16 protein-coding genes are annotated in these 19,780 nt (G+C 70.9%); 10 read left to right on the top strand and 6 right to left on the bottom strand.

Annotated features, from left to right (window positions below):
- Positions 1 to 196 precede the first annotated feature (196 nt).
- The 6 genes from ABEA34_RS21870 to ABEA34_RS21845 are packed head-to-tail and all read left to right on the top strand — an operon-like array spanning position 197 to position 7,635.
- Entirely contained in the window at positions 197 to 1,486 is a 1,290-nt protein-coding gene (locus ABEA34_RS21870; protein WP_345523824.1) for an ABC transporter substrate-binding protein, read from the top strand.
- A gap of 19 nt (positions 1,487 to 1,505) precedes the next feature.
- Complete coding sequence (locus tag ABEA34_RS21865) at positions 1,506 to 2,486, top strand: carbohydrate ABC transporter permease (RefSeq protein WP_345523823.1); 981 nt, start codon at positions 1,506 to 1,508, stop codon at positions 2,484 to 2,486.
- 7 nt (positions 2,487 to 2,493) lie between these two features.
- Positions 2,494 to 3,330 (top strand): carbohydrate ABC transporter permease, encoded by an 837-nt coding sequence (locus ABEA34_RS21860; RefSeq protein ID WP_345523822.1) that lies wholly within the window; start codon positions 2,494 to 2,496, stop codon positions 3,328 to 3,330.
- Complete coding sequence (locus ABEA34_RS21855; RefSeq protein WP_345523820.1) at positions 3,327 to 4,388, top strand: LacI family DNA-binding transcriptional regulator; 1,062 nt, start codon at positions 3,327 to 3,329, stop codon at positions 4,386 to 4,388. Before ABEA34_RS21860 ends, ABEA34_RS21855 begins: the two co-directional genes overlap by 4 nt.
- Positions 4,385 to 6,673: a beta-glucosidase family protein gene (locus ABEA34_RS21850; RefSeq protein ID WP_345523818.1), complete on the top strand. Its 2,289-nt coding sequence runs from the start codon at positions 4,385 to 4,387 to the stop codon at positions 6,671 to 6,673. The genes ABEA34_RS21855 and ABEA34_RS21850 overlap by 4 nt, the downstream gene beginning before the upstream one ends.
- Positions 6,673 to 7,635, top strand: coding sequence for an acetylxylan esterase (locus ABEA34_RS21845; RefSeq protein WP_345523817.1), 963 nt, complete (start codon positions 6,673 to 6,675; stop codon positions 7,633 to 7,635). Before ABEA34_RS21850 ends, ABEA34_RS21845 begins: the two co-directional genes overlap by 1 nt.
- On the opposite strand, the gene ABEA34_RS21840 is transcribed toward ABEA34_RS21845, so the two are convergent.
- Positions 7,632 to 8,435 carry a crotonase/enoyl-CoA hydratase family protein gene (locus ABEA34_RS21840; protein WP_345523816.1) on the bottom strand — a complete coding sequence of 268 codons (804 nt, stop codon included), beginning with the start codon at positions 8,433 to 8,435 and terminating at the stop codon, positions 7,632 to 7,634. The two genes, ABEA34_RS21845 and ABEA34_RS21840, sit on opposite strands and share 4 nt — an antisense overlap.
- Positions 8,436 to 8,481: 46 nt before the next feature.
- Between ABEA34_RS21840 and ABEA34_RS21835 the strand changes: the two genes are divergently transcribed.
- Positions 8,482 to 10,143, top strand: a complete 1,662-nt coding sequence (locus ABEA34_RS21835; protein ID WP_345523815.1) for an acyl-CoA synthetase — start codon at positions 8,482 to 8,484, stop codon at positions 10,141 to 10,143.
- A gap of 18 nt (positions 10,144 to 10,161) precedes the next feature.
- Positions 10,162 to 11,268, top strand: coding sequence for an NAD(P)H-dependent flavin oxidoreductase (locus tag ABEA34_RS21830; protein WP_345523814.1), 1,107 nt, complete (start codon positions 10,162 to 10,164; stop codon positions 11,266 to 11,268).
- Here the strand turns inward: ABEA34_RS21830 and ABEA34_RS21825 are convergent.
- The 5 genes from ABEA34_RS21825 to ABEA34_RS21805 form a co-directional block, all read right to left on the bottom strand.
- A complete protein-coding gene (locus tag ABEA34_RS21825; protein WP_345523813.1) occupies positions 11,265 to 11,441 on the bottom strand; it encodes a hypothetical protein in 177 nt (58 codons plus the stop codon). The genes ABEA34_RS21830 and ABEA34_RS21825 overlap by 4 nt on opposite strands.
- A 52-nt stretch (positions 11,442 to 11,493) precedes the next feature.
- Positions 11,494 to 12,750, bottom strand: a complete 1,257-nt coding sequence (locus ABEA34_RS21820) for an HNH endonuclease signature motif containing protein (RefSeq protein ID WP_345523810.1) — start codon at positions 12,748 to 12,750, stop codon at positions 11,494 to 11,496.
- Between the two features lie 488 nt (positions 12,751 to 13,238).
- A complete protein-coding gene (locus tag ABEA34_RS21815; protein ID WP_345523808.1) occupies positions 13,239 to 14,288 on the bottom strand; it encodes an NAD(P)H-dependent amine dehydrogenase family protein in 1,050 nt (349 codons plus the stop codon).
- A gap of 59 nt (positions 14,289 to 14,347) precedes the next feature.
- On the bottom strand, positions 14,348 to 15,607 hold the full coding sequence (locus tag ABEA34_RS21810) for a DUF1501 domain-containing protein (RefSeq protein WP_345523806.1): 1,260 nt from the start codon (positions 15,605 to 15,607) through the stop codon (positions 14,348 to 14,350).
- A 5-nt stretch (positions 15,608 to 15,612) separates the two neighbouring features.
- The gene (locus ABEA34_RS21805) at positions 15,613 to 17,052 is read right to left on the bottom strand and encodes a DUF1800 domain-containing protein (protein WP_345523805.1); all 1,440 of its coding nucleotides are present in this window, start codon (positions 17,050 to 17,052) and stop codon (positions 15,613 to 15,615) included.
- 261 nt (positions 17,053 to 17,313) lie between these two features.
- Between ABEA34_RS21805 and ABEA34_RS21800 the strand changes: the two genes are divergently transcribed.
- Positions 17,314 to 18,678, top strand: a complete 1,365-nt coding sequence (locus ABEA34_RS21800; RefSeq protein ID WP_345523803.1) for a hemolysin family protein — start codon at positions 17,314 to 17,316, stop codon at positions 18,676 to 18,678.
- Entirely contained in the window at positions 18,675 to 19,727 is a 1,053-nt protein-coding gene (locus ABEA34_RS21795; protein WP_345523802.1) for a hemolysin family protein, read from the top strand. The genes ABEA34_RS21800 and ABEA34_RS21795 overlap by 4 nt, the downstream gene beginning before the upstream one ends.
- Positions 19,728 to 19,780: the final 53 nt, after the last annotated feature.

Genomic DNA, 19,780 nt, shown 5'->3' with positions numbered 1-19,780 from the left:
CGAGGCGGAGACATTGCGGACGCTTCTCTCCCGAATGGGTCTCGTGAGCGCGCTCCCACCGTCGTTTGTTTCGAAAATGCCCAAACGATGGAAAACGTTATCGACAACGATTGACACGCCCGTCCGGCGGTGACACCTTTCCGGTCATGTGTGACGTACGTCGCACGCGGCGTACGCCGAACGGAAGGGTTTCCCTATGAGGTCGAAGACTCGCAGCGCGGCTATCGCCGCGATCTGCGCCGGCGTGTTGGCGTTCGCCGCCTGTGGCAGCGACGACTCGTCGGACGAGAGCGGTGGCAGCACCACGATCACCTGGTGGCACAACTCGAACAACCAGCCCGGCATGGGCTACTACGAGCAGGTGGCCAAGGACTACGAGGCCGACCACCCCGGCGTCAAGATCAAGATCAGCGCCATGGCGCACGAGGACATGGTCGACAAGCTCGACGCGGCGTTCCAGAGCGGGGACATCCCCGACATCTACATGGAGCGCGGCGGCGGCGAGCTGGCCGACCACGTCGACGCCGGCATGGTCAAGGACATCTCGGACTCGGCGTCCGAGGAGATCGGCAAGATCGGCGGCTCCGTCGGCGGCTGGCAGATCGACGGCAAGACCTACGCGCTGCCGTTCTCCCTCGGGGTGGTCGGGGTCTGGTACAACACCGAGCTCTTCGACCAGGCCGGCATCACGGCGCCGCCCACCACGATGGACGAGTGGTTCGACGACATCGCCAAGCTCAAGGACGCCGGTATCACGCCGATGTCCGTGGGCGCCGGCGACAAGTGGCCGGCGGCGCACTACTGGTACTACACCGCGCTGCGCGAGTGCCCCGAGGACGTCCTCAAGGACGCGGTCACCAGCCTGGACTTCTCCGACCCGTGCTTCGTGAAGGCCGGCGACGACGTCAAGGCCCTGCTCGCGACGGATCCCTTCAACAAGGGCTTCCTGACCACGAAGGCGCAGGAGGGTGCGACCTCCGCGTCGGGCCTGCTCGCCACGGGCAAGGTCGCGATGGAGATGCAGGGCCACTGGGAGCCCGGCGTCATGCAGGGCCTCACCGACGACGGCAAGGGCCTGGGCGACAAGACCGGGTGGTTCCCCTTCCCGGCGGTCGACGGCGGTCAGGGCGACCCGGCCGACGCACTCGGCGGCGGTGACGCCTGGGCGGTCTCCGAGAAGGCCCCCGACGAGGCGGTCGACTTCGTGAAGTACCTGCTGTCCGACAAGGTGCAGGAGGGCTTCGCGTCCAACGACATGGGTCTGCCGACCAACCCGGCGGCGAACGGCTCCGTCAAGGACCCGGCCCTGGCCGGCGTGCTCAAGGCCCGTGACGACGCGCCGTTCGTCCAGCTGTACTTCGACACGGCCTTCGGTGCCTCGATCGGCGGTGCGATGAACGACGAGATCGCCCTGCTGTTCGCGGGCGACGCCTCCCCGCAGGACGTCGTCGACACGACGCAGCAGGCCGCGGACGCCGAGAAGTGACGGGAGCGGTGAGCTGACCGTGATCGATGAGGACGTCGACACCTCCACGGCGTCCGCACCTCTCGGAGGGGCCACCCCGCGCGCAGTGCGCCGGGTGGCCCCCCGGCCCGTCGGGTCGGGATGGCGACAGCGCCTGGAGATCGCGTTCTTCGTGACGCCGGCGCTGGCGCTGATGACGGTCTTCGTCGTCTGGCCGGTGGTCGCGGCGGTCCGGATGTCGTTCTACCGGTGGAAGGGCTTCGGCCCGATGGACGACTTCATCGGCATCGACAACTACCGCTACGTGCTGACCGACGAGGTCTTCACCGACGCGGTGACGCACAACTTCATCATCGTGTTCGCGTCGATCGTGATCCAGCTGCCGCTCGGCCTGGCCGTGGCGCTGCTGCTCGACCGCAAGATCCGTGGCCGCGGCCTGATCCGGACCATCGTCTTCGTGCCGTACGTCGTGGCCGAGGTGATCGCCGGCGTCGTCTGGTACCAGCTGCTGCAGCCGGAGTCGGGCGTCATCGACGGTCTGATCAGCGCGGTCGGGCTGACCCCGCCCGAGCAGGGCTTCCTCGGGACGCCGAACCTCGCGCTGGCCACCGTCTTCGTGGTGCTCACCTGGAAGTACCTCGGGCTGGCGATCCTGCTCTTCCTCGCGGGCCTGCAGGGCGTGCCCACCGACCTGTACGAGGCGGCGCAGCTCGACGGCGCGAGCTGGTGGCAGGTCCAGCGCCGGATCGCGATCCCGCTGCTCGGGCCGACGATCCGCACCTGGTGCTTCCTGTCGATGATCGGCTCGCTGCAGCTCTTCGACATGGTCTGGATCCTGACCGGCGGTGGCCCGGCCAACGCGACGACCACGATGGCGACGTACCTGGTCAACCAGGGCACCGGCCGCCACAACTACGGCATCGCCGGTGCCGCCTCCGTGATCCTCTTCGTGATCGGCTTCCTGATGGCGCTCGTCTACCAGGTGTTCGTGCTGCGGCGCGACACCGCTGTGGAGAGGTGAGGCGGACATGATCCGACGCGCACGGCCCTTCGGGTCGGGAAGCCTGCTGGTCTACCTGCTCGCGCTGGTCGCCGTCATCGTCACCCTCGGGCCCGTCGTGTACGGCGCCCTCGGGGGCTTCCGCAGCAACGAGCAGCTGGCGCGGGACCCCTCCGGCCTGCCGGACCCCTGGGTCTTCTCCAACTACACCGCGGTGCTGACCAAAGAGGCCTTCTGGCGCTACGCGCTGAACTCGTCGATCGTCGCGCTGATCACCACGGCGGTCGCGGTGCTGTTCGGCGTGATGGCGGCGTACCCGCTCGCGCGCTACCAGTTCAAGGCGCGGGAGCCACTCTTCATGGTCTTCGTCCTCGGCCTGCTCTTCCCGGCGGCGGTGGCGATCATCCCGCTCTTCATCCTCGTCACCCGCGACCTGCACATGGCCAACAGCTGGTGGGGGGTCGCGCTGCCGCAGGCGGCGTTCGCGCTGCCCATCACGGTGGTGATCCTGCGGCCCTTCCTGATGGCCATCCCGAAGGAGCTGGAGGAGGCGGCCCTGATGGACGGCGCGTCCCGGATCGGCATCTTCTGGCGGCTGGTGATCCCGCTCTCCGTGCCGGCGCTGGTCACCGTGGGCGTCCTCGCGTTCGTGACCTCGTGGAACGCCTACCTGCTGCCGCTGCTCCTCCTGCAGGACGACATGCGTACGCTGCCGCTCGGTGTCGCGGACTACTCGAGCGAGCACTCGTCCGACACGGCCGGGGTGCTGGCGTTCACGACCCTGGCGATGATCCCGGCCCTGATCCTGTTCCTCGCGATGCAGCGTCGGATCGTCAGCGGGCTGCAGGGCGCGGTGAAGGGATGACGGGCGACGTGGAGCACAGCATCGTGGAGGAGCCGAACCTCCCCAGGTCGGGCAGCCGCGTCACCATGCAGCAGGTCGCGGCCGAGGCCGGGGTCTCGGTGTCGACCGTGTCCAAGGTGATGAACGGGCGGTACGGCGTGTCCGTGCAGACCTTCGACCACGTCAGCAAGGTGATCAACCGCCTCGGCTACGAGACCAGCCTGGTCGCCCGGAGCCTGCGCAACACCCGCACCAACGTGATCGGCCTGCTCGTCGCCGACTTCGAGCCGTTCAGCACCGAGGTGCTCAAGGGGGCGGCCGACGCGATCCGCGGCACGGGCTACGAGCTCGTGGCCTACTCCGCCGGCGGTCGGTTCGACGAGCACGTCGGGTGGGAGCGCCGCTACCTCTCCCGGGTGATGGGGACCCTCGTCGACGGGGCCGTCCTGGTGACGCCGACCGTCACCGACGTGCAGTACGACGGCCCGGTGGTCGCGGTCGACCCGCACACCGGTCGGTCCAGCCTCCCGACGGTGGCCTCCGACAACCTCCAGGGAGGCCGGATGGGGGTCGACCACCTGCTCGGCCTCGGCCACCGCCGCATCGGCATGGTGACCGGCCGCGCCGACCTGGTCTCGGCGCAGCTGCGCGAGCGCGGCTACCGCGAGGCGCACGCAGCCGCCGGCGTACCGGTCGACGAGACGCTGCTCGCTGACGGCGCGTTCGACCCCGAGCAGGCCCGCGACGCGGCCCGGACCCTGCTCCGGCTGCCCGAGCCGCCGACCGCGATCTTCGCGGCCAACGACATCTCGGCCCTGGCCACGCTCGAGGTCGCCGCAGAGCTGGGCGTCGACGTGCCGCGGCAGCTGTCCGTCGTGGGCTTCGACAACATCCCCGAGTCGGCCCTGTCCCACCCGCCGTTGACCACCGTGCAGCAGCCGATGCGCCAGATGGGGCACGACGCCATCGCCATGCTCGTCGCGCTGATCGCCGGGCACGTCGTCGACGACACCCACGTCACCCTCGAGACCACGCTGGTTCCCCGGCGTACGACTGCTGCACCAGGAGCTGCCCAATGACCTCGCTGTGGCGGGACCCCACTGCCCACGTCGACGACCGGGTCGCCGACCTGGTCTCGCAGATGACCGTGCAGGAGAAGGTGGCCCAGCTCTCCGGAGTGTGGTGGCTGGAGCCCGGGGCGGGCGGCATGGCGCCGATGCTGCGCGAGAGCGTCGGCCCGCTGCCGTCGTGGGAGGAGGTGATCGAGGACGGTCTCGGCCAGCTCACCCGCACGTTCGGCACGGGTCCGCTGGAGCCGGCCGAGGGCCTGCAGATCCTCGCGGACCGGCAGCGGGGCGTGATGGCGGCCAACCGGTTCGGCATCCCCGCCCTCGCCCACGAGGAGTGCCTCACCGGTCTCGCGGTCTGGCGGGCCACGATCTATCCCTCGCCGCTGTGCTGGGCGGCGTCCTTCGACCCCGCGCTGGTCGAGCGGATGGCGGGACAGATCGCCGGGGCGATGCGCAGCCTCGGCATCCACCAGGGGCTGGCGCCGGTGCTCGACGTCGTCCGCGACCTGCGGTGGGGTCGGGTCGAGGAGACCCTGGGCGAGGACCCGATGCTCATCGGGATGATGGCCAGTGCGTACGTGCGCGGGCTGGAGGACGGCGGCGTCGTCTCGACGCTCAAGCACTTCCTGGGCTACTCCGCGTCCCGGGCCGCTCGCAACCTCGGGCCCGTCTCCATGGGACCGCGCGAGCTCGCCGACGTGATCCTGCCGCCGTTCGAGATGGCGCTGCGGGCCGGCGCCCGATCGGTGATGAACTCCTACACCGACATCGACGGCGTCCCCGCCGCTGCCGACGCCGACCTGCTGACCACCCTGCTGCGCGAGCGGCTCGGCTTCACCGGGACCGTGGCCTCCGACTACTTCTCCGTCGCCTTCCTGCAGACCCTGCACCACGTGGCGGACGACCTCGGTGCGGCGGCGGCCCTGTCCCTGGAGGCCGGGATCGACGTCGAGCTGCCCTCGACGAACGCCTTCGGCGACCCGCTGCTCGCGGCCCTCGCCGCCGGGCTGGTCGAGGAGAAGGTGATCGACCGGGCGCTCTTCCGGGTGCTGCGCCAGAAGTGCGAGCTCGGCCTGCTCGACCCCGACTGGGCGCCGGTCGAGGTGACCGACGTCGACCTCGACCCTCCGGAGTCCCGCGCCGTGGCGCTCGAGCTGGCCCGTCGCTCGGTGGTGCTGCTCGCCAACGACGGCAGCCTGCCGCTCGCCGCGGGCGCCCCGATCGCGGTCATCGGTCCCCGCGCCGACACGTCGGAGGCGATGCTCGGCTGCTACTCGTTCCCGCTGCACGTCCTCGTGCACCACCCCGGCGTCGAGGACGGGGTCGAGATCCGCACGGTGCGCGAGGTGCTCGCGGAGACGTACGACGTCACCTACGCCCTCGGCTGCCCGGTGCTCGGCGGCGAGGACGCCGACATCGAGGCCGCCGCCGCGGTGGCCGCGGCCGCCGAGGTCTGCGTGGTCGTGCTGGGCGACCAGGCGGGCCTGTTCGGGAAGGGCACGTCCGGCGAGGGCTGCGACGTCCCCGACCTGGACCTCCCGGGTCGCCAGGAGGAGCTGCTCGAGGCGCTGCTCGCGACCGGCACCCCGGTCGTGGCCGTGCTGCTCGTCGGGCGCCCCTACGACCTCAGCCGCCAGGTCGACCGGCTGGCCGGGCTGGTCTGCGGGTTCTTCCCGGGCGAGGAGGGGGCGCAGGCGATCGCCGACGTGCTGAGCGGGCGGGTCAACCCGTCCGGCCGGCTGCCGGTCAGCTTCCCCGGGGCCGGGTCGACCCAGCCCTCGACGTACCTCGCCTCCTCGCTGGGCCGCCGTAACGAGGTGAGCGTCGTGGACCCGACGCCGCTCTTTGCGTTCGGCCACGGGTTGTCGTACGCAACCGCCACCTGGGGCGGGGTGTCGGCGTCGTCGGGTCCGATGTGGGGGACCGACGGCACCTGCGAGCTCGTGGTGCAGCTCGCGAACGAGGCCGACCGGGACGTGTCCGAGGTGGTGCAGGTCTACCTCCACGACCGGTCGGCCTCGGTGGTGCGCCCGGTCCAGGCACTCGTCGGCGCGGCGCGGATCGACCTCGCGGTCGGGCGGAGCGCCCGGGTGTCGTTCACGCTGTCCGCCGACCTCACGTCCTTCACCGGCCGCGACCTGGTGCGCATCGTCGAGCCCGGCGAGGTCGAGCTGTGGGTCGGGGCGTCGAGCACGGACATCCGCGAGGTGGTCGCCCTGGAGCTGGTCGGGCCGAGCCGCGTCGTGGGCGTCGAGCGCGTCCTGGAGCCGGTCGTGCGGGTCGAGCTCGGCTGATGCACTACGACCTGTCGCTGGAGGAGGCGCGGGTCTACCGGCCGGACCTGCCGGTCCCGGGCGACCTCGCGGAGTTCTGGGCCGGCACGCTGGCGCGGATCGGCCGGACGCCGCCGGTGCTGGAGCGGGTGGAGTCCGGGCTCGTCACCGTGGAGACGTACGACGTCACGCTGGCCGGCTTCGACGACCACCCGGTCCGCGCCTGGCTGCACCTGCCGGCCGAGCCGCTGCGGCCCGGCGTACTCCCCGGGGTGGTGCAGTACCAGGGCTACAACGGCGGCCGCGGGCTGCCGCACGAGCACGTCTTCTGGGCGAGCGCGGGCTACGCGCACCTCGTCGTCGACACGCGAGGCCAGGGGAGTGGCTGGACGACCGGGGCCACCGGCGACCCGGGCGGCTCCGGCCCGGCCCAGCCGGGGTTCCTCACCCGGGGCATCGAGGCGCCGGACACCTACTACTACCGCAGGGTCTACGCCGACGCCGTGGCCGCGCTCGAGGTGCTGCGCGGGCACGAGCGGGTGGACCCCTCTCGGGTGGCCGTGGCGGGAGGGAGCCAGGGCGGCGGGATCTCGACCTCCGTTGCCGCCCTGGCCCCCTCCTCCGTGGCCGCCGTGCTGCCGGACGTGCCGTTCCTGTGCGACTTCCGGCGGGCCGCGTCCGTCGCCCAGACCGAGCCCTACCTCGAGCTGGTGCGCTACCTCGCGGCGCACCGGGACCGGGTCGAGCAGGCCTTCGCGACACTGTCCTACTTCGACGTCGCCGTGCTGGGTCGCCTGGCGTCGGCCCCGTCCCTGTGGTCGGTCGCGCTGATGGACCTCACCTGTCCGCCGTCGACCGTGTTCGCGGCGTACAACTCCTACGGCGGACCGAAGGAGATCGAGGTCTACGCCTACAACGACCACGAGGGCGGCGACGCGTTCCAGCGCACCCGCCAGCTGGCGTGGCTCGCAGCGAGCCTCTAGCGTCCCTGGAACTGCGGCGCGCGCTTCTCGGCGAACGCCCGCGGACCCTCCTTGGCGTCCTCGGACGCGAAGACGGCCTTGCCGACCTCGGCGTCGTCGGCCCAGCAGTCCTCCTCGTGCTTGCCCTCGGAGTCGCGGACGGTCTTGAGGATCGCCTGGACGGCGAGCGGGCCGTTGGCGCAGATCAGGTCGGCGATCTCGTGCGCCTTGGCGAGCGCCTCGCCGTCGGGGACGACGGTCCCGATCAGGCCGATCTCCTTGGCCTCCGGCGCCTTGATGGCGCGGCCGGTCAGCAGGAGGTCCATCGCGATCGTGTACGGGATCTGCCGGGGGAGCCGTACGGCGGAGCCACCCATCGGGTAGAGGCTCCACCGGGCCTCGGCGACGCCGAAGCGGGCGGACTCGCCGGCGATCCGGATGTCGGTGCCCTGCAGGATTTCGGTGCCGCCGGCGATGGCCGGGCCCTCGACCGCGGCGATCAGCGGCTTGGTCAGCCGGAAGCCCTTGAGGAGCCCCTTGATCACCCGCGGGTCGAAGCCGGACTTGAAGCTCTCGTCCGGGGACCGCTTGGTGGCGGCCTTGAGGTCCATGCCCGCGCAGAAGTAGCCGCCGGCGCCGGTCAGGATCACGACCCGGACCGAGTCGTCGCTGTTGGCCCGGTCCCAGGCCTCCTCCATGATCGCCATCATCTCGCCGGAGAGGGCGTTGCGGGACTCCGGACGGTTCATCGTGACGATGAGCTTGTGGCCGTCCTGCTCGACGAGGCAGTGGGGCTGGGATTCGGTCTCGGCGTCGGTCATGGCGGGGAGCCTAGCCAAGAACAAGAACGTGTTCTAGTCTCGCGGCGTGGCTCACAACATCGCTGATCTCTTCGAACACGCCGTCGACGCCGCGCCCGACAACCCTGCCCTCAAGGTAGGCGACCGGGTCGTGACCTACGCCGAGCTGGAGGCCGACGCGAACCGGCTCGCTCACTACCTGCAGTCCCAGGGGGTGGGACCGGGCGACCACGTGGCGATCTACGCCAAGAACAGCATCGAGCACGTCGTCGCCGTGCTCGCGGTCACCAAGATCCGGGCTGTCAACATCAACGTCAACTACCGCTACGTCGAGGGCGAGCTCAACTACCTCTTCGACAACGCCGACGTGGTCGCGGTGATCCACGAGCGGTCCTACGCGCCGTTGGTGGCCGCGATCTGGGACAAGCACGAGAAGCTGCGGACCGCGATCGTCGTGGACGACGCCCTCGACCCCGACGACCAGTCCGACTTCTCGTCGTACGGCGGGGTGCACTACGACGACGCCATCGCCGGGCAGAGCGCCGAGCGCGACTTCGGTGAGCGCAGCCCCGACGACATCCACATCATCTACACCGGCGGCACCACCGGCTTCCCGAAGGGCGTCATGTGGCGCCAGGAGGACTGGTGGCGCGTGCTCGGTGGCGGCACCGACTTCTACACCGGCGAGGAGCTGGAGGAGTTCTCCCAGTCCAGCCAGGCGACCGCCCCGCGGATGGCGACCTTCCCGCTCAGCCCGCTGATGCACGGCGGCGCTCAGTCCGGCCTGCTGATGCACCTCTTCGCCGGCCACCTGACGGTCGTCGAGCCGAAGTTCGACCCGGTGCGCACCTGGGAGATCATCGAGGCCGACAAGATCCAGCTGATCTTCATGACCGGCGACGCGATGGCCCGCCCGCTGATCGAGGCCTACGAGGCCAAGGCCGCGACCGGCACGCCGTACGACGCCTCCAACCTGGTCGCGATCTCGAGCAGCGCCGCGATCTTCAGCCCGCAGGTCAAGGCGCGCTGGATGGCGGCCTTCCCGAACTCGATCTTCACCGACTCCGTCGGCGCGACCGAGACCGGCTTCCAGGGCATGGGCATGGCCGACGCCAACAACATCAGCACGGACGGCCCGGTCGTCGGTCTCGCGTCGAGCGGGGTGGTGCTCGACGAGAACAACGAGTTCCTCGACCCCGACACCGACGTGGGCAAGGTCGGTCGCCTCGGCCGCGGCGGCTCGGTGCCGGTCGGCTACTACAAGGACCCCGTGAAGTCGGCGGCGACGTTCCTCGAGATCAACGGCGAGCGGTACTCGGTGCCCGGCGACTTCGCCCGGATCGAGGAGGGGCGTCGCGTCACGCTGCTCGGTCGCGGGTCCAACTGCGTCAACACCGGCGGCGAGAAGGTCTACCCCGAAGAGGTCGAGATGGCCATCAAGGGACACCCGGCCGTGTACGACGTCCTCGTCGTCGGCGTGCCCGACGAGAAGTACGGCCAGGCGGTCGCCGCGGTCGTCGAGCTGCGCGAGGGCGCGACCCTCGAGCTCGAGGAGCTGCGCACCTACCTGCGTGCGCACCTCTCCGGCTACAAGCTGCCGCGCACGCTGACCCTCGTGGACGAGGTGCCGCGCAACGCCGCCGGCAAGGCGCAGTACCCCGCCGCCAAGGAGCTCGCGCTCGCGGGCTTCGCGGCGAAGGCTGCGACCGTCGACCCCACCTCCGTCTGACCTCGGGAAAGTAGAGACATGCGTACCCCTCTGTGCGACGAGTTCGGGATCGAGTACCCGATCTTCGCGTTCACCCCGTCCGAGCACGTCGCCGCGGCCGTGTCGCGCGCCGGTGGCCTCGGTGTCCTCGGCTGCGTCCGGTTCAACGACACCGAGGAGCTCGAGCGGGTCCTGACCTGGCTCGACGACAACACCGACGGCAAGCCGTACGGCGTCGACATCGTGATGCCGATGAAGATCCCGACCGAGGGCACGTCGCTCGACCTGGGCGCGATGATCCCGGAGGAGCACAAGAAGTTCGTCGACGAGACGCTGCTCAAGCTCGGCGTACCCCCGCTCCCGGAGGGTGAGGGCCGCGAGGGCGTCCTGGGCTGGCTGCACTCCGTCGCGCGCTCGCACCTCGACGTCGCGCTCAAGCACCGGCCGGTGCTGATCGCCAACGCGCTCGGCTCGCCGCCCGTCGACGTCATCGAGAAGTGCCACGAGCACGGCATCAAGGTCGCCGCCCTCGCCGGCGCCGCCAAGCACGCGCTCTCGCACGTCCGCAACGGCGTCGACATCATCGTGGCCCAGGGCTACGAGGCCGGCGGCCACACCGGCGAGGTCGCCAGCATGGTGCTCCAGCCCGACATCGTCGACGCCATCGGGCCCGACGTGCCCGTGCTCGGCGCCGGCGGCATCGGCTCCGGCCGCCAGATCGCCGCCTCGCTCGCCCTCGGTGCCCAGGGCGCCTGGATGGGCTCCATCTGGCTCGGGACGACGGAGTACCAGCTCATGGGCGCCGCCAACTCCGAGGCCTGGGAGACCGCCTTCACCCGGGCGACGTCCTCCGACACGGTCCGCACCCGCGTCTACACCGGCAAGCCCGCGCGCCTGCTGAAGACGAAGTGGACCGAGGCCTGGGCGGAGGAGGGCGCACCCGCGCCGCTCCCGATGCCGCTCCAGAACCTGCTCGTCGCCGAGGCCCACAACCGGATCAGCGCCTCCAACAACCCCGACGTGATCTCGATGCCGATCGGGCAGATCGTCGGCCGGATGAACGAGGTCCGACCCGTCGCCGACGTGATGGCCGACCTCGTCGCCGAGTTCGAGGCGACCGTCGAGCGGCTCAACACGATCCGCTAGCGCGCGTCCCGCACGTACCAGGCCATCCAGGTCAACGGGAAGAACACGCCCGCGACCAATGCGACCGCGGGGCTGCCACCTCTGCGCCGCTCGCCGAGCGCTGTCAGGGCGGCGAAGGCAACCAGGCCGGCGAGCACGACGACCAGCAGCACGACGAGGCCCGCGAATGCCATGAGGAGACTCTCGCACGACAAAGGCCCCGCCGGCGGTGCCGGCGGGGTGTGGTCAGTGGGTATGTCGGGTGTGGGTGGTGTCCCAGGCGTAGGAGTACCCGTACGGGGTGGTCCAGGTGAACGTGGTCGGTCCGGTCCGTCGGACGGTCCAGCCGCCGTGGGTCTTGTAGCGGTGGTGACCCCGACACAGGGGTGCGAGGTTGACGGACTCGGTGTTGGTGCCGTCGAAGTTCTCGAGATGGTCGAGGTCGGCGGGCCGTGCTGGTCTCGTGCAGTGCGGGAACACGCAGGTGGCGTTGGTCAGCACCGCCTGCTCGCGCATCGTCTCGGTGGGCCGGTAGGCGTCCGTCGACAGGTGCTCGTTGAGGTCGATGACCGGACGGACGACCACCTTCGTGTTGGTGCCGGCGCACCAGCCCTTGACCTGGTCGACCGACACGGCGGACCGGGTGTTCTCGACACCGGCGACACCGGCGTCGGACAGGTGGACGTAGATGACGAGCTCTCGCTTCCGCGGGGCCGGCCGCGCTTCCGTGGTGAGGTCGAGGGTGAGCTCGCGGCGGGCGAGCGCGCCGGCGGCCATGGACCGACGCACGTTGAGGGACTCGGTGGAGCCGAGGTCGGCGAGCTCCTTGGCGCCGGCGGCGATCGCGTCGTTGAAGTCGATCGCATCGGCCAGGTCGAGCTCCCCGTCGACGTGCACGGTGCCGTTGAACGACACCTGGTCCAGGTCGACATCCAGGCACCGCTCGTCGGCGGCCTCCCGGCGCCGCTTCTCCGCGAGGTCGGGGTCGAACCGGCGGATGGCATCCTCGACGGCCCGGTCGATCTGCGCGAACGAGCACCGGCGGAGGTGATGGGCGAGGTGGGCATCGACGTGACGCGCACCGTCCCGGCACAAGGGCTTGGTGGCCTGCGCGATCTTCCTCGCCTTCCACACCTGCACCCGACCCGCGGTGACCGCGGCCCAGATCTTCGGGAGCCGGTAGCGGATCTCGACCGCGTCACCGAGGTAGGTCCGGCCGGCGTCGGTCGACATCCCCAACGCCAACGCGAGGTCACCGACGCAGAACTCCGCCACCAACGGCGCACCAGGTCCGGCGACCGCGAGCTCGCCCTGAGTGCCGTCCACGGTCGCGGCGTCATCGATCGTGTCGGCGGGGTTCATCACCGCCCACGCAACGGCAAGGTGGAGCCGGTCGACCTCGGCAGTTGCGAGGACCTGGTGGTTGGCGTGGAGCGCGGCCAGCACCTGGTCCGGGGAGTCGTACGACTCCCCGGTTCCGGTGGTGTTCTGGCCTTCGCTCATGGGTCTAGCCAAGCACTCGCCACCGACATTGAGGTGCTCAGAACCCCTTGTTTGACCGGGATGTGGACACTCTCGAAAAATTCTTTGGCGGGTCATCGTGGCGTGGACTCGGCGACCGGAAAGCCGGGCGGCGACCGCAACCCACCGCCCGCCGTACCCGGCGTAGCTGCCTAACGGCGACCGACCCGCGCGAACCCGCAGCCAACGGACAGTCGGACGTGGTCTCGAGACGGGCCTGGCGGTCCTCCTCGACCACCGAGACTCGGCGTTCCGCTAGGTGCGTGCAAGAACGCTGCTGCGTTCCCGCAAGGCTGCGCTACTGACCTGGATTCGGCCGGGCGCGGTGGCACTCTGGTGAGCAGAGGTCACTGGGGGGTGATGCAGGATGAAGTCATTGCTGCATGCGGTAGCCACGTTGGTCGTGGTGGCGGGGTCGGCGTTGTGCCTGCTGGTGCAGGTCGCGCACGTCGACGACGCGTTGAGCTCGGTCAGCTCAGATCGGGGTGTGCTCGCCCGGCGATGAGCGGCAGGTCCAGGTAGGTCTGGATGCCCGGGGGCGCGGCGACGACGTACGGGATCGAGTTCACGCAGTGCATCGCGGTGGCGACCACGCCGGGGTTGCGCACCAGGCCCTCGGCGACCGTCTCGGGCTGCCAGCCCTTGATGGTGACGAAGGTGTTGGGGTCGCCCTGGACCTCGACCTCGAAGCGCTCGCCCTCGGGCCCGAAGTCCCACGCCGGTGAGAGGTTCTCCTCGCCCATCAGCCAGTTGACGGCGATGCGGACGACGCAGGTCTCGCCGACGAAGGCCTCCCAGACGAACCGCTGGCCGGCCACCAGGCCGGGCTCGATCACGCCGATCGGGGTGTCGATCGGCGCCGTCGCGACCGCGACCTCCTGGGAGGTCCGGATCTCGGCGTCGTCGGAGAAGCCGAGCGCGTCGAGGCACATCTGGATCGACTGGATGAAGCCACCCGAGAGCAGACCGAGCATCGGGCCGCCCATCGCCTCGTCGGGCTGGCCGCCGAACATCATGATGTGGCGTACGACGTCGGGCGCGTTGTACGTGCGGATGTCGGAGAACTCCTCGCCCCTGACGAACGTCACCGCCGAGGACAAGGCGGAGAACATCAGCGGGTGCAGCTCGGTGATGCCGCCGGGGTTGATGCCGGTGCCGTGCAGGCTGGTGCCGGCCTCGGTGCAGGCGGCGGCGAGCTTCGCGCCGTCGCGCTCGGTCGGGTAGAACCAGCCCACCGGCGTCACGACGTTCTTGCCGGAGCGCAGGATCGCGGCGACCTCGTCGCGGTTGGGGATCAGCGGCGAGTAGAGGACGCAGTCGGCGTCCATCGCCAGGATCTCGTCCATGCTGCTGGTCGCCGCCACGCCGATCGGCTCGATCCCGAGGATCTCGCCGACGTCGACCCCGTTCTTGCTGTCGGAGTGGACCCAACAGCCCACCAGCTCGAGGTCGGGGTGGAGCAGGATGCCTTCGATGGCGGCCTTGCCGACGCTGCCGGTGGCCCACTGGATGACGCGCACGGCGTCACTGTCGCAACTAGAACGTGTTCTTGTCTACGGGTGGGAGGGCACGACGAGCCTCAGAGCGACGTCATCACGCCGACGGACTCGGGGGAGAAGCGCGGGAAGACCTTGGCCGTCGAGGCCCCGAACCGCTTCGCGACGATCTCGGCGAGCACGCTGCGGTAGTCCGTCGTCACCAGCACGTCGGCGTCGTCCCCGGTGCCGAGCCCGGGCCAGGTGCCGTAGTAGCGCCCGCCCTTCACCCCGGCGCCCGCCACGAACATCACGTTGCCGTAGCCGTGGTCGAGACCCTGGCTGGCGTTCTCGACGACCCGGCGACCGAACTCGCTGATCGTCACCAGCGTCACCTTGTCCGCCTGGTCGCCGAGGTCGCCGAAGAACGCGGCGATGGCGCCGGCGAGCTCGCGCGCGTTGTCGACCATCCAGCCGCGCTCGGCGGACCCCATGCCGGAGTGCATGTCCCAGTCGCCGTGGTCGACGGTGACCACCTCGATCCCCACGTTGCCGCGGATGGCGCGAGCGACCTCGGCCAGCGCGCCACCCAGGTCGGTCTTGGGGTAGCTCGAGCTGTGGTCGGCGGCGGCCTTGGCGGGGCCGAACTCGTCGACGGCCGCGTACGTCGACCGCATCCCGCGCGCCAGCGCCGAGCGGTCGTGGTCCCACAGGGTCCGCAACGACCGCCGACGTCGGCCGTGGTCTCCGTCGTCCTCGCCGGGCAGCTGGACGTCGTCGACCGAGCCGGCCGACATGGTCGGGGCAGGTCCGTAGAGCGAGGTCGGGGTCACGCCGCCGGCCAGGTTGAACCCCTGCAGCGGCGAGCTGCCCGACGTGGTCCCGATCAGGCGGTTGAGCCACCCGCTCCGCGCCGCCGAGCCCGGGTCGGCGTCCTCGACCGCCTCCATCGCGGCGAAGTGGGACCGGTTGGGCGCCGGGAGACCGGTCGCGTGGACGGCCGCCAGGGTCCCCGCGGTCCACATCGGCAGCAGTGGCGCGAGCTCCGGGTGCAGCCCGAACGTCGCGTCCCGCGCGAGCAGGCGGTCGGTCGGTACGGCGATGCTGGGCCGGGCCCGGTGGTAGGCCGGGTCGGCGTGCGGCACGACGAGCGACAGGCCGTCGGCGGCGCCGCGCAGCGACACGACCACGAGCACCGCAGGCGCCGGTGAGCCGGCGGACGCGGACGTGGTGACGGCCGCCGAGCCGACGAAGGTCGTGGCGCCTGCGAGCGCGACAGCGCCCGAGAAGAGGCCGCGGCGGGAGACGGCGGCGAACTCCGCACAGCAGGGCTCGGGGGAGGGGCGGGTGGACTGCGAGGTCATCGTCATCACCGGGTCAGATGGGTGGGGGAGTCGAGGAAGACGCTGAGCAGCTGGTGCATGCCCCACTGCACCAGCGGATGGTCGTCGGTGATCCGCTCGTGGGGCTTGCACCCCGTGGCCTCGCAGCACGCCTTGAGCAGTCGTGGAGTCGACCGGCGGTGCAGGATGCGCTGGGACATGGAGTCGACGAGTGCGTCGAACCGGACGTTGCGCCTCGGCAGCCAGGCAGCGGGCTTGCGGTAGTGCGCTCCGTCGGACGGCCACCAGCCGCCGGCGAGGCTCCGGTGCACGCCCATGGACGCGATCAGCCGGGCAGGGGACGCCCAGGAGCGGTTGTCGATCGGCTGCCCGTCGGGCCGGGGCCAGGCGAAGGGCGTGATGCCCATCCCGGACACCTGCCACAGCAGCTGGTTGGCGGCGTACGCCTCACCGTGCTTGCCGGCGGGCGGGCGGCTGACCCGGACCCCGAGGGCTCGGTACGACGCGACCAGGTCCTCACCGGGGTCGCGGACCTTGGCGCCGGCCGCGCGCTGGAACTCGCGCGTCCCGACCAGCGCGCGCAGCACCGGGCGAAGGTCCGTCTGGTGGCGCAGGTAGACGTGGGCGAGCCGGTTGACGAGCTGCGGCGACGGGTCGTCCCGGACGAACTTCACCGCGAGCTTGCGGGCGACGTGCCGGGCGGTGGCGGGGTGGTGGGCCAGGTACCGGAGGTAGTCGCGGGCGACCTGACGTCCGTCGGCCTTGGTGTTCGCGGCCTTGAAGCCCATCACCTTCACGCGGTCGCGGTCGTGGCGCTCCTCGTCGTACTCGGCCTTGAACGTGTTCCACATGTCGACGGTCCAGCCGGTGAGGATGCGCGCCGAGGCCTTCACGTCGTGCTCGTCGTAGGCACCGCGACCGACGGTGTGCAGTTCGAGCAGCTCCCGGCCGAGGTTCTCGTTGGGGAAGGCCTTGGTGGAGCTGACGTTGTCGAGGCTGATCAGGAGTGCCGGGTGGGTGACGACCGCCTGCAGGAGCCGGTCGAACCGTCCCAGTGCGTGGTCGCGGATGGTGTCGCCGAAGTCGACGCGCCACGTGAACTGGGCGTCGCCGTTGACCGGTACGTTGAAGTGGTTCTCCCAGAGCTCGGTCATCACCTCGTGCAGCTGGCGTCGTGACTGCATCCGGCGCAGCAGGACCCACCGCTGGTAGTCGGCCATCACCTCCCAGCCGCCCTCGATCTCCTTGATCTGGCGCCGCCACAGGTCGGTAGGGCCGCGGTCGAGGCTCGGCCACCAGCTCCGCAGCCGATCGGCACCGTGGTCGGTGACCCGACCGGGCGCGAGCTGGCGCTCGAACCAGGCGTGCGCACCACCGGCGCGGCGCACGTCGCGCGCGAGCTCGGGCGTGACGCCGTACGAGAAGCGGCCGACGAGGTGGCGGTCGCGTGCTCTGAGGACGGACATGCGCTGGGCGTCTCCACGTCGTCGCAGGTGTCGGTGCCCTCCCGAGAGGAGCGCGATCCGCGGTCTGGAGCAACGGTAGTCGCACAAGGCCGTCGGGTCACCGCAAGCGACGAATGTCCACGCCACCCGCGCGCCGGTACGATGCTCCGGTCCAGCCCATCACCCGTGAGGACCCGACGCCCCAGCCATGGACGGCTCTCAAAGTCCCCAGCTCTCCCTCGACCAACGTCACCCCCGGCTCGTTGAGGGGGGAGAGCACTCATGACCGCGTGGCTGCTGCTGGTCGCAGCGCTGCTGCTGATCGTCGCCTGCGGCGTCTTCGTCGCCGCCGAGTTCTCGTTCGTCACCGTCGACCGCAACAAGGTCGACCAGGCGGCCGCGACCGGTGACTCGGGCGCGAAGGGCGTCCAGCAGGCGCTGCGCAGCCTCTCCACCCAGCTCTCCGGTGCCCAGGTCGGCATCACGATCACCAACCTGGCCATCGGCTACCTGGCCGAACCGGCCATCTCCGACCTGATCGACGGTCCGCTGGAGAGCGCGGGCGTGCCGGCCGGGGCGATCACGCCGGTCGCGGTCGGCATCGGCCTCACCGTCGGCACCATCCTCACGATGATCTTCGGCGAGCTGGTCCCCAAGAACCTCGCGCTCGCGAAGCCGATGGAGGTCGCCCGCGCGACCCAGCGCTTCCAGCGCGGCTTCACCGCGGTCATGCGCGGCCCGATCCGCGTGCTCAACGGCTCCGCCAACGCCTTCGTACGACGCCTCGGCATCGAGCCGCAGGAGGAGCTGCGCTCGGCGCGCAGCTCGACCGAGCTCGCCTCGCTCGTCCAGCGCTCGGCCACCCTCGGCACCCTCGACGTCGAGACGGCGGAGCTGATGGGCCGCTCGGTGGAGTTCGGCACCCGCACCGCCGGCGAGATCATGACGCCGCGCGTGCGGACCACGAGCCTCGACGGCAACGACCGTGCCCTCGCCGTGATCGAGCAGGCGCGCGCGACCGGCTACTCGCGGTTCCCCGTCCTCGACGGCGACGAGAACGTCGTCGGCACCGTGCACGTCAAGCACGCCGTCGCGCTGCCGGTCCACGAGCGGTCGACCACCAAGGTCAAGCACCTCATGGTGCGTCCGACCGTGGTGCCGGACTCGCTGCGGCTCGACCCGCTGCTCGCGCTGCTGCGCGAGGACGGCTTCCAGATGGCGGTCGTGATGGACGAGTACGGCGGGTTCGCCGGCATCGTGACGCTCGAGGACGTCGTCGAGGAGATCGTCGGCGACATCTCCGACGAGCACGACCGGCTCAGCGCCAACGCGCGCCGGCACGGCGACGGCACCTGGTCGCTGTCCGGCCTGCTGCGACCCGACGAGGTCGAGGACCTCACCGGCATCGACCTGCCGGACCACGAGGACTACGACACGATCGCGGGCCTGGTGCTGCAGGTGCTCGGCCGGGTGCCGGCCGTCGGTGACCTGGCCGAGATCCGGGTGCCCGACCGCTCCGATCCCGACGAGCCGCGCGAGCAGCTCGCCGTCCTGACCGTCGACGGCATGGACGGGCTCCGCATCGACCGGCTGACCCTCCGGCTGCTCGACGGAGCCACCGCCGACGACGGCGAGGGGGAGAAGTGAACAGCGCCACCGCGATCGGCCTCGCCGTCCTCCTGCTGCTCGGCAACGCGTTCTTCGTCGGCGCCGAGTTCGCCCTGGTGTCGGCCCGGCGCACCCAGATCGAGCCCCGCGCCGAGGCCGGGTCCCGGATGGCCCGCACGACCCTCAAGGCGATGGAGAACATCTCGCTGGTGATCGGGGTCAACCAGCTCGGCATCACGGTGTGCTCGCTCGTCCTGGGTGCCGTCGGCGAGCCCGCCGTCGCGCACCTCGTCGAGCCGATCCTGCACGCCGCCCACGTGCCGGAGGACTTCCTGCACCCGGTGTCGTTCGTGATCGCGCTGATGGTCGTCGTCTACCTGCACGTGGTGCTCGGCGAGATGATCCCGAAGAACATCGCCCTGGCCGGCCCGGACCGGGCCGCGCTGCTGCTGGGCCCGCCGATCTGGGGCATCGTCACGGTGCTGCGCCCGATCGTCGTGGTGATCAACGCCGTCGCCTCCGTCGTGCTGCGGTCGCTGGGCGCCCGGCTGACCGACGAGGTGAGCTCGACGTTCACCCGCGAGGAGGTCGCCGCGCTCGTCGAGGAGTCGCACGGCGAGGGACTCCTCGAGGCGGACGAGTACGGCCGGCTCGCGGGCGCGCTGGGCTTCACCGAGAAGACCGTGTCCGCGGTCCTGATGACCCCCGACTCCCTGACCACCGTCCGCCGAGGTTCCTCGGTCGCGGACGTCGAGGCGGTGTGCGCAGCCACCGGCTACAGCCGCTTCCCGGTCGCGGCGGACGACGGTGAGCTGGTCGGCTACCTGCACATCAAGGACGTCCTGGAGACCGACCCCGCCCGGCGTACGCGCGCGGTGGAGGACAAGTGGATCCGGCCGTTCGCGCCGGTCACCGCCGAGTCGCCGCTGCACGACGTGCTCGAGACGCTGCAGCGCCGCGGCGCGCACATGGCGCGGGTCGTCGACGCCACGACCGGGGCCACGCTCGGCCTGGCCACCCTCGAGGACGTCATCGAGGAGCTCGTCGGCGAGATCCGCGACGCGGCCCACCTCGACGAACCCGTCTGACGCACCGCGCGGGGGAGTCGGAGCCGACGTCGGGCGGCGGCTAAGGTGTGCCT

The organism is Nocardioides conyzicola (assembly GCF_039543825.1).
GTDB classification, from domain to species: domain Bacteria; phylum Actinomycetota; class Actinomycetes; order Propionibacteriales; family Nocardioidaceae; genus Nocardioides; species Nocardioides conyzicola.
The sequence above is the reverse complement of the archived record's forward strand: the minus strand, read 5'-3'. Positions and strand labels throughout refer to the sequence as shown.

Bases quoted from the DNA above. Each gene is read 5' to 3' on its own strand.
- ABEA34_RS21845 (WP_345523817.1), top strand. From the start codon at position 6,673: ATGCACTACGACCTGTCGCTGGAGGAGGCGCGGGTCTACCGGCCGGAC.
- ABEA34_RS21825 (WP_345523813.1), bottom strand. From the start codon at position 11,441: ATGGCATTCGCGGGCCTCGTCGTGCTGCTGGTCGTCGTGCTCGCCGGC.
- ABEA34_RS21860 (WP_345523822.1), top strand. From the start codon at position 2,494: ATGATCCGACGCGCACGGCCCTTCGGGTCGGGAAGCCTGCTGGTCTAC.
- ABEA34_RS21850 (WP_345523818.1), top strand. From the start codon at position 4,385: ATGACCTCGCTGTGGCGGGACCCCACTGCCCACGTCGACGACCGGGTC.
- ABEA34_RS21810 (WP_345523806.1), bottom strand. From the start codon at position 15,607: ATGACCTCGCAGTCCACCCGCCCCTCCCCCGAGCCCTGCTGTGCGGAG.
- ABEA34_RS21800 (WP_345523803.1), top strand. From the start codon at position 17,314: ATGACCGCGTGGCTGCTGCTGGTCGCAGCGCTGCTGCTGATCGTCGCC.
- ABEA34_RS21805 (WP_345523805.1), bottom strand. From the start codon at position 17,052: ATGTCCGTCCTCAGAGCACGCGACCGCCACCTCGTCGGCCGCTTCTCG.
- ABEA34_RS21870 (WP_345523824.1), top strand. From the start codon at position 197: ATGAGGTCGAAGACTCGCAGCGCGGCTATCGCCGCGATCTGCGCCGGC.
- ABEA34_RS21840 (WP_345523816.1), bottom strand. From the start codon at position 8,435: ATGACCGACGCCGAGACCGAATCCCAGCCCCACTGCCTCGTCGAGCAG.
- ABEA34_RS21830 (WP_345523814.1), top strand. From the start codon at position 10,162: ATGCGTACCCCTCTGTGCGACGAGTTCGGGATCGAGTACCCGATCTTC.
- ABEA34_RS21855 (WP_345523820.1), top strand. From the start codon at position 3,327: ATGACGGGCGACGTGGAGCACAGCATCGTGGAGGAGCCGAACCTCCCC.
- ABEA34_RS21820 (WP_345523810.1), bottom strand. From the start codon at position 12,750: ATGAGCGAAGGCCAGAACACCACCGGAACCGGGGAGTCGTACGACTCC.